8 protein-coding genes are annotated in these 12834 nt (G+C 66.6%); all 8 read right to left on the bottom strand.

The annotated features are described in order from the left end of the window. Window positions 1-34: 34 nt before the first annotated feature. Window positions 35-1570, bottom strand: a complete 1536-nt coding sequence (locus tag NMQ03_RS18730) for an HNH endonuclease signature motif containing protein (protein ID WP_255173444.1) — start codon at window positions 1568-1570, stop codon at window positions 35-37. A 245-nt stretch (window positions 1571-1815) separates the two neighbouring features. Continuing rightward, window positions 1816-2307, bottom strand: a complete 492-nt coding sequence (locus NMQ03_RS18725; protein ID WP_255173443.1) for a hypothetical protein — start codon at window positions 2305-2307, stop codon at window positions 1816-1818. 242 nt (window positions 2308-2549) lie between these two features. Next, window positions 2550-5057, bottom strand: coding sequence for an FAD-dependent oxidoreductase (locus tag NMQ03_RS18720; protein WP_255173442.1), 2508 nt, complete (start codon window positions 5055-5057; stop codon window positions 2550-2552). Window positions 5058-5312: 255 nt separating this feature from the next. Then, a complete protein-coding gene (locus NMQ03_RS18715) occupies window positions 5313-6725 on the bottom strand; it encodes an MFS transporter (RefSeq protein ID WP_255173441.1) in 1413 nt (470 codons plus the stop codon). 538 nt (window positions 6726-7263) lie between these two features. Then, the gene (locus tag NMQ03_RS18710; protein ID WP_255173440.1) at window positions 7264-8607 is read right to left on the bottom strand and encodes a molybdopterin molybdotransferase MoeA; all 1344 of its coding nucleotides are present in this window, start codon (window positions 8605-8607) and stop codon (window positions 7264-7266) included. Window positions 8608-8763: 156 nt separating this feature from the next. Next, a complete protein-coding gene (locus tag NMQ03_RS18705) occupies window positions 8764-9669 on the bottom strand; it encodes a bifunctional 5,10-methylenetetrahydrofolate dehydrogenase/5,10-methenyltetrahydrofolate cyclohydrolase (protein WP_255173439.1) in 906 nt (301 codons plus the stop codon). After that, window positions 9666-10292 carry a cyclodeaminase/cyclohydrolase family protein gene (locus NMQ03_RS18700; RefSeq protein ID WP_255173438.1) on the bottom strand — a complete coding sequence of 209 codons (627 nt, stop codon included), beginning with the start codon at window positions 10290-10292 and terminating at the stop codon, window positions 9666-9668. The genes NMQ03_RS18705 and NMQ03_RS18700 overlap by 4 nt, the downstream gene beginning before the upstream one ends. Window positions 10293-10296: 4 nt before the next feature. Further along, window positions 10297-12789, bottom strand: coding sequence for an FAD-dependent oxidoreductase (locus tag NMQ03_RS18695; RefSeq protein WP_255173437.1), 2493 nt, complete (start codon window positions 12787-12789; stop codon window positions 10297-10299). Window positions 12790-12834 lie beyond the last annotated feature (45 nt).

Below are 12834 nucleotides of genomic sequence, written 5' to 3'. Positions count from 1 at the left end.
AAGGCCTGGACAGGGCCGCACTGACCTCGCCGTCTCAGGCGGATGGGGGGTGCAGGACCCGGTCCAGCCAATCTTCTGCCGGGGATAGCTGGAAGTGCACGAGATCCGGAACAGCGCCAAGCGGACTGCCTTCCTCCTGCGCCTGGACGCGGTTGTGGAGATTCGGCCAGCGTGGTGGTTCCCAGTCCTGGTGTTCGCTTTGGTAGTGGCGGCCGGTGGGTGAGGTCCAGCCGGGTGGTTCGATTTTCGTGGCGGGTGTGGGTTTCCAGCCGGTGGTGTGGCGGAGTTTGTGGTGTTTGGGGCAGGGCTGTCCCAGGTTGCTGATTCCGGTGGTGCCGCCCTTGTGCCAGGCGAGGATGTGGTCGGCGTCGTTGTCCAGGGAGTTGTTGCTGCACCCCGGGAACGGACACTTCCCATCGCGCATCCTCAACCAGGCCCGCATGGCGCCGGTGACTCGGTAGCTTGTCCGGCCGATTTCCAGCGGTGCCCCGTCCCTCGGGTCCACCAGCACCCGGTAGAACGACGCCGCACCGGAGGCGACGAGTGCCCGGGCCATTGACGGGGGGATGGGACCGTACCCGTCCAGCATCGCCGGCTCGTCGGTCAGGCCCAGCAGGGAGAACACCGGGACCGTGACCAGCACCTGCGCCCGGATCGGCGCCTGCACCCGGTCCCCCACGGCACTCACACCCTCGGTAAAGCTGCCGCTGGTGCTGTCACTGCCGGGGGTGTCGCTGTCGTTTGGTGTGCCGTTGGTAAGGATCGCGTCGGCGAAGGTGTCCGCACGCAGCTGGGTCATGGTGCGGCCTTCATCCGGTCCCTGCATGCCACGGGCGGTCGCCGTGAGCCGGTTCCACCCGGCCAGGGCCTGGTCCGCGGGCAGGTACGCGGAGAGCCAGGCCATCCCGTCCTGGTCCGGCCGGAACTCCACCCGCCGGTCCGCGACCCCTTTGGCGTGGCGTTGTTCGATGGACCCGGCCTGGTGGCGTTCCTGCCAGGTGCGGGCCTTGGCTTTGAACCGGTGCGCCGGGAGCTGCCCCACCGGGCACCCCCGTGCCGGGTCCGGTGCGTCCGGGTCCAGGAAATGGGCTTCCAACGCCGCCGCCCCAACAGCATCCAGACACGCTGTCTCGTCCGCCATCACCACCGCGTGCTGCCAGGAGATCACCCCGGCCTGCAAAGCCTCCAACGTCCGCGGCAACGTCGCCGTGACAGCGTGCGAGGTGGCCAGGAACGAACCCGCCGCCCGCGGACCCAGAGCCAGCACACACCCGATCTCCGCCGCGACCGCCATCTCCTGTGCCTGCACCGGAACATCCGGGCCCGCAACAGCCGCGGCGCTCTCCGCGTACTTCACAGCGGCCCTGGCCTTCACCGCAGCAATCCCGGCCTCCACCTCCCGGGACCCGGCCAGAATGTCCAGGCAACCCTCCGCCAAACCAGCAAGAGGGTCAGCCGCAGAAAAAGGCACTGCACCGGCCCCATCAACCACGGCACCAACCTCTGCAGTCAGCACGGCAAGGGCAGCACGGATCTCCCCAAAAGCCCTCACCACCGCTGCCTTCCCCATAAACCCATCATGACAAGGGGGTACGACATTCATAGGAGCCTGGTGCGGTCGCTAAACGATGGCTCCGTCATTGAGCCGCACCGGCCGTGAACGGCGGGGTGGCCCCGGGCCGAATACGCGATCATGAGTCCTGCCGTCGCCGCCCCGCCCGCATACGTCCACGGTGAGGCCCAGGATCCTTCGGGGGTGGGAAGGACAAAAGCGATGACGACGGCGGCCACGGCCAAAAGGACCTCAATGGCCGCCTACAGCGGCCTTGCCCGGTACTCAGGGTAGGCCAGCCGGACCAGGGGGATGACCGGGAGGAGGAACAAGCCGAGGCTGAAGACCGGGTAGATGACGTTGAAGGTGAAGATCAGCATGCCCAGCACCAGCAGGCCGAGGAACATCAGCACATCGAGGGCCCGGAGCGCGTTGGCCGGCGTCCACCGGCTCAGCAGCAGTCCCCACGCGGGGAGCCCGAGCAGCCAGCCGCCTGCCCAGACGCCGGCGTTCAGCAGTGCCAGGGGCACCAGCAGGGCCCCGGGCAGCAGGAACGCCGCAATCTGCCGGAGGTCCACCACGTTCCGGGGCGGGCCGAAGATGCACGCCCCGATCAGCAGGTACGCCGCCACATACCAGGGCAGCAGCTGGATCATCGGCCCGCGGGCCGGGCCGAATATCAGGAGCGTCAGTGAGGCCACCATGACGCAGACGGCGGCGAACGTCCAGGCGCGGCGGGCAGGCCGCTGATTCACGGCAGGGAGGCGAGAATGTCGTGGGCACTCCCTGTCGTGGGCCGCCATCGCTTTCCCGCGTATCCCGCTCGTTTGCTTGTTGCCGAACACCATCAATCCCCCAATTTTTGGTTGTCGAGGTGATTCTACGGCCTTGACCCAGGGCGGATGGCACCATCCAGCGGGCACAAAAAAGATGGTTGGGCCTGCCGGTCTCAAGCGGGCCCAACCACAGATTTCGACGGCTCAACCGCCGGGACAGATCAGCCGCGGAGCCGCTCCATGGCCGGATCGAAGAGGGGCTCGGCTGTGACCGTGGCCGCCACACGCCTGCCGAAGTACTCGATCTCCACGGAGTCGCCTTCGGTCACGGAGGAGGGCAGCCAGGCGTAGGCGATGGGCTTGCGGACGGTGTAGCCGTACGCGGCACTGGTGACGTACCCAACGGCTTCCCCTGCCACGTACACCGGTTCCTTGCCCAGCACCACTGACGTGCCGTCGTCGACCGTCAGGCAGCGCAGCGTCTTGGCTGCCGGTTGTTCCTTGCGGACCGCCAGCGCCTCGGCACCCACGAACCCGGTCTTGTCCTTGGCCACGGAGAAGCCCAGGCCGGCCTGGTACGGGTGGTGCTCGGACGTCATGTCCGTGCCCCACAGCCGATAGCCCTTCTCCAGGCGCATGCTGTTGAAGGCGCCGCGACCGGCAGCGATGATGCCGTGCTCCCGGCCGGCCTCGAACAGCAGGTCCCACAGCTTCAGCCCGTACTCGGCGGTGGTGTAGAGCTCCCAGCCGAGTTCGCCTACGTAGGAGAGCCGCATCGCGGTGACAGGGATGCCGCCCACCGAAATCTCCTTGGTCCGGAAGTACTTCAGGCCGTCGTTGGTGAGGTCGTCCGTGCTGACCTTGCCGATGACCTCGCGTGCCAGCGGGCCCCACAGACCGATGCAGCAGGTGCTGCCGGTGATGTCAGTGACGTGCGCCCACTGCGAGGGATTGGCCGCTGACTGCCGGCGGGCCTCCACCCGGAGGTAATCCAAGTCCACGTTGCTGTTAACGCCCAGCTGGAACTCTTCCTCAGCGAGCCTGGCCACGGTCACGTCGCTGCGGATGCCGCCGTCGTCCGCCAGCAGCAGGCAGTACGTCACGGCACCTGGCTTCTTGGCGATGTTGCCCGTGCTGAGCCGGTGCAGCAGCGCCTGCGCGCCCGGGCCCACCACGGAGAGCCGCTTCAGCGGCGTCATGTCGAAAAGTCCGACGGCGGTGCGCGTCTTCCACGCTTCGGCGGCGGAGATGGGGGAGTGGAACATGGCGGACCATTCGTCCCGCTCCGGGGCCTGCCACTCGGCCGGAAGCTCCTCAAGGAGCCCGCGGTTGGCTTCAAACCAGTGCGGGCGCTCCCAGGCGGCGGACTCCAGGAAGAAAGCCCCGAGTTCCTTCTGGCGGACGTTGAACGGGCTGACGCGCAGGTCCCGCGGTGATTCGCGGGGCTGCAGCGGGTGCATGACATCGTAGATTTCCACGAAGTTCTGCTGTGAGGTCTCGCTGACGTACGCGTCAGAGGTCTGCACCTTCTCGAAACGGGTCAATTCGCAGCCGTGCAGGTCGGTCTGCGGCTGGCCGTCGATGATCAGCTCTGCCATGGCCTTGGCAACGCCGGCCGAGTGCGTGACCCAGACGGCCTCGGCCACGAAGAAGCCCTCCAGGTCCGGTGCTTCGCCCATGAGCGGGCCGCCGTCCGGGGTGAAGGAGAAGATGCCGTTGAAACCGTCCTGGATTTCGGTGCTGCGCAGCGCGGGCAGCAGGTCCTGGCTGTCCTCCCATGCGGGAACGAAGTCTTCGAGGGTGAAGTCCAGGCGGGAGGGCATCCGGTGGTGGGACATGTCCTCGGCTGAGACCTTCGGGAGTGCGGACATGTCCACGGGCATCGGGCGGTGGGCGTAGCTGCCGATGCCGATGCGGTCGCCCCATTCGCGGTAGTACAGGTCCTTGTCCTGGTAGCGCAGAATCGGCTTGCTGGCACCCTTCGGAAGCTCGTTGACGCCCTCAAGTTCGGCAAGGGGCGTGGTGACCACGTACTGGTGGGCCAGCGGCAGCAGCGGCACCTCCAGGCCCACCATCCGGCCGAGCTCACGGCCCCAGAACCCTGCGCAGGACACCACGATGTCGGCTGGGATCACACCGGAGGAGGTCTCGACGCCGGTGACCTTGCTGCCCTCCCGTGCGATGCCGGTGACGGTGGTGGAGCCGAGGTAGGTGACACCGAGTTCGCGCGTCCGCTCGATCAGCAGCTGTACGGCCCGGGCCGCCAGGGCGATACCGTCGGTGGGGATAAGCAGGCCGCCCAGGACCTCGCGGCCGCCCGTAAGCTTGCCGGTGTTCAGCAGCGGGTAGATCTTTTCGCATTCGTCGGCGTCCACGATCCGGCTTTCGACGCCCCAGGAGGTCATCAGGCCCATCTTGCGCTTGAGGTCGGCCAGGCGCTCGGGGGTGGTGGCCAGTTCCAGGCCGCCCACCTGGTTGAAGCAGGACTCCCCGTCCTTGCCCAGGGCGAGGAGCTTGTTGACGGTGTACGTGGCGAATTCCGTCATGGTCCTGGACGGATTGTTTTGGAACACGAGACCCGGGGCGTGCGACGTGGAGCCGCCTGCGAGCTCCAGCGGACCCTGCTCGACGACGGTGATGTCGCTCCAGCCGCGGCTTGCCAGCTCGTCGGCGAGGTTGGTGCCGACGATGCCGGCTCCGATGATGACGACACGGGGTGATGCGCTCATAATGTTGGGTTCTCCTGGTTGGTGCTGGAATCCGCCTGACCGGGTGATGGAGTTTGCTTCGCCATGAGCAACGTGCATCACTATATGCAACAGGGTGTCGCAGCTCACACATGATGTCAAGGGTTTCCTGCTTTGTTGCGGGGGACGGCAGCGCAGAGTCGAAAGGCAGCAAAGAGGCCCCCGCCGCTGGTGCGGCGAAGGCCTCTTTGGTGCAGCTCTGGTTATCCGGCGGCGCGAGGCCGTCCGGTCCCGGCGTCAGTGGGAAACGTCTGCTGAGATCTCGGCGAGGGTGCGCCCCTTCGTCTCAGGCGCGAGCCATTGCGAAAGGACCGCGCCGAGCAATGCAACGATGGCGGCCACGACCATGCTTGGGCCCAAGCCGATGTTGCTGATTGCCCACGGCAGGGCGAAGGTGCCGAGTGCGGCTCCGATGCGGCTGAAAGCCGCGGCGAAGCCCATGCCGATGCCGCGCAGGGGGGCGGGGAATACCTCGGCCGGATAGACCTGGGTCAATGTGGTGTAGCCGGCATTGAAGAAGGAGAACGCGAGGAACAGGGCGAGCACGAGGATCGCTGGTGCGTCCGCCCACACGCCGATGACCAGCAGGATGCCTGCGCAGAGCCACTGTCCGGGCACGGTGAGGATTCGGCGGCCCAGCTTGTCAATCAGAAGCACGGTGGTGACAACACCCGCGGCCGCAAGTGCGGACAGGCCGACTCCACCGGCCCAGCCGCCGCCGAAGCCGAACTGGCTGAGCACGTCGTCGGCGAAGGTCGCGATCGCGAAGTACGGAGTGACCGCGCAGAACCAAAAACCCGCGGTGAAGAGGGTGGTGCGCCAGTGCTCCTTCGAGAACAACATTCCGAAGGAGGCGTTTTTGATTTTGGTCCTGCCCTGCGCGGCTTGGGCCTCCTGGAGCATCCTGAGATCGATCTCCTCGGTGATGCTGTCGTGCATCTGTGGCGATTCGACGTACTTGCGTGCGATCGCAAGTGCTTCCTCACGCCGTCCCTTGGTAATGAGCCAGCTCGGCGATTCGGGGAGGCCTATGCGGGCGAGGAACAGAACGAATGCCAGTACCGTGCTCGTGCCGATGACAAGGCGCCACGGGGTGCCGGCGTCGTGCAGGAGCGTGCCAATGATGAATGCCATCATGAAACCGACGTACCAGGCGATCAGGGTCAGCCCGAGCAACCGTCCGCGGAGCTTGGGAGGGGAAAACTCTGACAGCAGTGGCCCCCCGATTGAGTACTCGCCGCCGATCGCAACGCCCATCAGGAATCGGATGATGGCCAGCTGGATTACGGCGCCGTCTCCGGAGGTTACGAAGAACTGGGCAGCTGAGGCGACCAGGAACAGGCCCATGTCCACGAGGAACATGGGCTTGCGTCCGAACTTGTCAGTAGCCCAGCCGGCCAGCGGGGAGCCGATGAAGATACCCGCCAGGGGGCCTGCAGCGATCATGCCCAGCGACAGTGCGTCGAGCTGGAGATCTGACCGCATGGGTCCGGTGACGGGGCCGATGATTCCGAGGATGTAACCGTCGAGGAACATCCCGCCGATGAAGACCGCGACAAGCCGCACCATGAAGCGGCGTTTGAACTTGGAGCTGGTCTCTGTTGATGTGGAGGTGTCGACGGGGGTCGTCGTCCTGGTCGGATTGATCATTGAAATTCGTTCCCTTCGGGCTTCAGCGCAAACCGCTGACGGCACCGGAGCGCCGTTTCCTGAACGCACAGACTGATTTCGGCGCCGCCCCCAGGCTCCGGCGCTCCGCGCTGCTTTGATCGATGGTGCTGCCACCTTTGATAGTCATAGACAGTTTCCTTTGGTGATCTGGCGCTGCCGCAAGGATGCTGACAACGTTGTGCGGCCGATGCGGGGGGGTCAGGCCCCTTTCGGATCGGCCATCGTGAAATTCGTTCGTCTGTTTCCCAAGGCCATCACGGGTGGAGCCGGGGGACTGGAGGAGCACATCCGGGCGAGTTGCGTTCCGTGATGATCAACAACGTTCGCTTTATGCAACAAAATCGTGCGCTAGCTCACACTCAATGTCAAGAGTGTGACCCTTGAGAGGCGCAGTATGTAAGCCCTTCTGCTAAGTGTTCAGGGGCATGCCGAAAGCCCTGCCCATGGGGATAGGGAGACCGCCCCGGTTTGTTGTACCCAGCGGCTGGTGAGGGGGTAACCAGGGCAAACCATTGCGTCAGGCTGGGATGGCGGCCTCCGCCCCGGGTGTCCTTGAGGTTCTTGGTTGTGCTGCCCACGGAAGCGGGAGCACGGGTACGGGTCCCCCCGAGTCAGCGCCCTGGGGAGGAACGGCCATGACCGCGTCGGCCCAGGCAAGCCCGCGCATCATGCCAGGGCCGGTGTGCCCGACCGGGAACGCAAGGCCGGACAGGAACCGGCAAGGGAGGAGCCGTGTCATTCCTGGATCGCCCTCGAGGTCGCAGCCGGACATTACAAGCTGCAGCGGCGGCAGTTGCGCGCCCCCAAGCGAGGCGATCAGGGGTGCGCCGACAGTGAGCAGGGCCATCACGGCTGCCAGGGGATTGCCCGGAAGGCCGATCACGAACCGCCCGTCGGGAAGCCTGGCGAGCACGGCCGGATGGCCGGGACGCATCGCGATGCCGTCCACCAGCAGCTGTCCGCCCAGGGCATGGATGGCGGCACGGAAATGGTCTGTCCCGGACTTACCGGTGCCGCCGGTGGTGATGATGACATCTGTGCCGCCGGCGGGCAGGACGGGGCTGTCCAGGGCATCCAGCCAGCTGCCAAAGGAGTCACCGATCCTCTGCGGGGTGCCGGCAACACCGCCGAGGAGGGACACCACGCTTCCCAGTTGCGGGCCAAAGGTGTCCCGGACCTGCCCGGGAGCGGGGACACCCTGCGTCACCACTTCAGCCCCGGTGAGTACGACGGCGACAGCGGGCCGGGCGCGGATCTGCACGGCGTCGTGCCCTGCCGCCGCAGCCAGGGCCACGTGCGCGGGATTAAGGACAGTGCCGGCAGGTAAGAGTACGTCCCCTGACCGGGCTTCCTGCCCAGCGGGACGGATGTGCTGGCCGCTGCGCGGCTCGCCGGCCTTTGCCTCGGGGCGGAGTGTCAGGATGTGGTTGCCGTTGGTGTCCCGTGCGGCCAGGCCGCTTTCCTTCCGCAGGACGGCATCGGCACCGTGCGGTACGAGGCCGCCGGTGGCAATCACGGCGGCACTGTTTGCGGGTAAAAATCTGTTGCCTTCACGGGGCAGGGATCCGTGCTGGCCGGACCCGCCCAGCAGCCACGGACCGGGCCCGTTCACGGCCCAGCCGTCCATCGCGGACGAGGCATAGTGCGGCAGGTCCTGGAGTGCGGTGACGTCCCGGCTCAGGGTCCGCCCAATGGCTTCAGTGAGGGGGACGGCCACGGGCGGGAGCGGATTGGCTGAGCCGAAGGCGACATGGCGCGCTTCGGACCACGGTATGCATCCCCTTTCCGGGGCGGGGCCCGGCGCGGGACCCGTCCCGGCGGTACTCCTAATAACGGTGGCTGTCGGTCCATTGGCAGGCATCCGGGCCTCCTCCTTGCTGATTCAGCGGCAAATGCCGGCTGCGGGGCCCCGTTTTCCGAAAACGGTGCTTCGATGAGGAATACCTCCCCAGGTCTTAGGCCCACCGAAGCACCTTTTACGAAAAACGGGACACCCGTTGCTGACGCTGTGCCTTTCCTAGCCCGCCGCTTCCAGGGCCTGGGCCTCCACGGCTTCGGCAGGCAGCGGCAGGGAGGACGATTGCCGGCGTGCGGCCTCGACGGTGTGCAGGAGCAGCAGCGCGGTGGTCACGGAGCCGACGCCGCCGGGAACGGGGGTGAGCCCCGCTGCGGTCCCGGTGACGCTGGCTTCGTCCACATCACCCACCAGCGAGCCATCGGCAAGGACGTTCGTGCCGACGTCGACCACGACGGTCCGGGAGGAGACGTGGCTGCCGGTCAGCAGCCCGGCGCGCCCGGCTGCGACCACCACGACGTCGGCATCCCTCGTGTAGCGCTCCAGCGGGCCCGATCTGGAATGGCAGACCGTCACCGCGGCATCGCGTGCCAGCAGGAGGAGGGACAGCGGCTTGCCCACAACGGCGGACCGGCCCACCACCACCACGGACTTGCCCGCTACGGGAACCCGGTAGTGTTCCAGGATTTCGACGACGGAGCGGGCGGTGGCGGGAGCGAAGGCCGGCTGACCGACGGCCAGCCGTCCCAGGCTCAGCGGATTGGCGCCGTCAATGTCCTTTTCCGGGGCGATCAGGCCCACCAGGTTGTCGGTCCGGACCCCCGCCGGCAGCGGGGTTTGCAGGATGATGCCGTTCACGGACGGTTCGGCGCTCAGGTCCTGCAGGACCCTGGCCAGTGCCGGTTCCGTTGCGTCATGGCCAAGGTCGATGATCCGGCAGCCGACTCCGGCGCGCTCAGCTGCCCGCTTGATGGAACGGACGTACCAGCGCGTTGACTCATCTGCGGTCGCCATGACCACCGCCACGACCGGGCGGACGCCGTCCCGTTCAAGCGAGCGGACCTGGTCCTGGACCTCCTGCTGGATCAAACCGGCCAAGGGCTTTCCGGAAAGTACTGCGGTGCTCAACCCAGGATCCTTTCCCTCACGCGGGCCGAGAGGGCATCTGCCGCCAGGACCACTTTCTCTTCAATGCCGTCTGTCTGTTGGGCAAGCAGTGCGCGTGCCTCCGTATCTTTGACCGCCACGACGTTGATGTCGATGTTGACGCGCGCCGTGGTGGCAGCTGCGCGGGCGGCGTCAGCGGCCGCCGCAACGTCACTGATGACGTTGGTGTTGGCGACGTCGAACAGTTCGGTGGCAAGGTCCACGATTGCGCCCGACAGCTTGATGAGCCGGGCAGGCGTCTGTGCCGCCTGGATGAGCGCGGACTGGATCCCGGCCGCCCGGGCGGCCTTGAGGTCATCAGTGCCGGACGGGAGCTTGTAGGAGTCGATGACTGCCTGGAAGGCCTCTTCATCTGCTTCAGCCAAGCTCAGTGCTTCGGTGACAAGGCCGTCGGCGGCCTGCGTGATGCGCTGGACCAGCGGTGCATGCTGTCCGTATTTGGCGCCGGTGGTGTAGCGCGCCACCATGGCCACCAGGGCTGCACCCTGGGCGGCGTGCAGGGCCGCTGCAGCGCCACCGCCTGGTGTGGGCTGCTTTGCGGCCAGCCGGGTGAGGTAGCTGCTGACTGTCTCTGAACTGATCATGGTGCTAGCCGCGGAGCCGGGTCATGGTGGGGTCGTACAGCGGGTCCTGGGTGACCGTGGCGACGATCCGGCGTCCAAAGTACTCAATCTCCACGGAGTCGCCGATGGAGACTTCTGCGGGCAGGTAGGAGTAGGCGATCGGTTTTTTAACTGTGTAGCCGTAGGCGGCGCTGGTGACGTAGCCAACCGCCTGGTCCTTGTAGAACACAGGCTCCTTGCCCAGCACCAGGCTGCGGCCGTCGTCGACCGTGAGGCAGCGCAGGCGCCGCGCGGAGTTCTCCTCGGTGCGGCCTTCCAGCGCCGCCTTTCCGACGAAGTTCTCCTTGGCCATCTTCACTGCGAAGCCGAGGCCGGCCTCGAAAGGGTCGTGCTCGGTGGTCATGTCCGTGCCCCAGGAGCGGTAGCCCTTTTCCAAGCGGAGGGAGCTGAACGCGGCACGCCCGGCGGCGATGACGCCGAACGGCCGGCCGGCCTTCCAGAGCGCATCCCAGAGGCGCTGGCCGTTGTCAGCGCTGGTGTACAGTTCCCAGCCCAGCTCACCGACGTAGGACAGGCGCATGGCAGTAACGGGGACGCCACCGATGACGACATTCTTGGACCGGAAGTACTTCAGGCCGTCGTTGGAGAAGTCATCGCTGCTGACCGCGCCGACAACCTCCCGGGCCAGCGGGCCCCAGAGGCCGATGCAGCAGGTGCCACCGGTCGTGTCGCGGACCTGGACCCAGTCTTCGGCGCTGCCGCTCGCTGTCTGGTGCCGGGCTGCCCGATCAAAGTAGGCGGTGTCGATGTTGCCGTTGGCGCCGAGCTGGAAGGTCTGCTCGTCCAGTCGGGCGACGGTGATGTCGCTTCGGACCCCGCCCTGCTCGTCCAGCAGGAGCGTGTAGGTGACGGCTCCGGGCTTCTTGTTCATTTCCGCGGTGGTCAGTTCCTGCAGCAGCTTCAGGGCGCCGGGTCCGGAGATTTCGAGGCGCTTCAGGGGCGTCATGTCGTACATGGCGACGGCGGTACGGGTCTTCCACGCCTCGGCGGCGGCGATGGGGGAGCTGAACATGCCTGACCAGGCGTCGCGGGCCGGCGGCTGCCATTCGGCAGGCATTTCCTTGAGCAGGTCGGCGTTGGCCTCGAACCAGTAGGGCCGTTCCCAGCCGGCGCCCTCGAGGAAGTAGCCGCCGAGTTCCCTGTGCCGGGCATGGAAGGGGGACACGCGCAGGTTGCGGGGGGAGAGCTTGGGCTGGAGCGGGTGCAGGACGTCGTAAATCTCCACGAAGTTCTGCTGCGAGGTTTCGCTGACGTACTCGGGGGTCAGCTGGACGTCCTCGAAGCGGTGGATGTCGCAGTCGCCCAGGTCGATGCTGGACTTGCCGTCCACCAGGAGTTCGGCGACGGCGCGGGCGATGCCCGCCGAGTGGGTGACCCAGACGGCTTCGGCGACGAAGAAGCCATCGAGTTCCTTGGACTCTCCCACCAGCGAGCCGCCGTCGGGGGTGAAGGAGAAGATGCCGTTGAAGCCGTCCTCGATCTCGCTTTCGCGCAGGGCCGGCAGGATCTGCTTGGTGGCCTCCCAGGCGGGGAGGAAGTCCTCGAGGGTGAAGTCCAGCCGGGACGGCATGTTGTGCTCGCTGATCTCGTTCGGCTTGAAGCTGCCGAGTTCGTCCAGGTCCACGGGCATGGGCTTGTGGGCGTAGGAGCCAATGCCGTAGCGGTCGCCGTGCTCGCGGTAGTAGAGGTCCTGGTCCTGGTGCCGGAGGATGGGCAGCGAAGCGCCGTTGGGCAGTTCGTTCTTGCCCTGCTGCGCCGGGACCGGGGTGGTTTTGACGTACTGGTGCGCCAGCGGCAGCAGCGGCACGGACATGCCGATCAGCTCGCCGACCTTGGCGCCCCAGAATCCGGCGCAGGAGACGACGATGTCTGCCGGGATCACGCCGTCGGGCGTCTGGACGCCGGTGACCCGGCGGCCGAACTGTTCGATACCGGTGACTTCGGTGTTGCCGATGTACTTTACGCCGGCGGCCTCGGTGCGCTTGATCAGGAGCTGTACGGCGCGGGCGGCCAAAGCGAGGCCGTCGCTGGGAACGTGGAGGCCGCCGAGGATGTCCTCGTCATTGATGAGCGGGTAGAGCTCCTTGCACTCAGCCGGGGTGAGGATGGAGCCCTCGATGCCCCACGCCTGGGCGTAGCCGAGTTTGCGCTTCAGGTCCGCGAGGCGGGTTTCGGTGGTGGCCACTTCCAGGCCGCCCACCTGGTTGAAGCAGCTGGTGCCGTCCTCGGCCAGGGACAGCAGTTTCTCCACGGTGTACTTGGCGAACAGGGCCATGGACTTGGAGGGGTTGGTCTGGAAGACCAGTCCCGGGGCGTGCGAGGTGGAGCCGCCGGGCATGTTGAGGGGTCCCTGGTCCAGGACGGTGATGTTGTTCCAGCCCCGGGTGACGAGTTCATCCGCGAGGTTGGTGCCGACGATGCCGGCTCCGATAATGACAATGCGTGGTGACGATTCCAAGGGGGTCTCTCCTGCTGCTTTGCGGGTTATGTCTGCGGACGAGGG

Source organism: Arthrobacter sp. DNA4, from assembly GCF_024362385.1.
Taxonomy (GTDB): domain Bacteria; phylum Actinomycetota; class Actinomycetes; order Actinomycetales; family Micrococcaceae; genus Arthrobacter.
This window is presented reverse-complemented; position numbering and strand designations above follow the sequence as displayed.

What these genes read in the sequence shown, in the direction of transcription:
- NMQ03_RS18730 (WP_255173444.1), bottom strand. Translation starts at nt 1,570, where the DNA reads ATGGGGAAGGCAGCGGTGGTGAGGGCTTTTGGGGAGATCCGTGCTGCC.
- NMQ03_RS18720 (WP_255173442.1), bottom strand. Translation starts at nt 5,057, where the DNA reads ATGAGCGCATCACCCCGTGTCGTCATCATCGGAGCCGGCATCGTCGGC.
- NMQ03_RS18715 (WP_255173441.1), bottom strand. Translation starts at nt 6,725, where the DNA reads ATGATCAATCCGACCAGGACGACGACCCCCGTCGACACCTCCACATCA.
- NMQ03_RS18710 (WP_255173440.1), bottom strand. Translation starts at nt 8,607, where the DNA reads ATGCCTGCCAATGGACCGACAGCCACCGTTATTAGGAGTACCGCCGGG.
- NMQ03_RS18700 (WP_255173438.1), bottom strand. Translation starts at nt 10,292, where the DNA reads ATGATCAGTTCAGAGACAGTCAGCAGCTACCTCACCCGGCTGGCCGCA.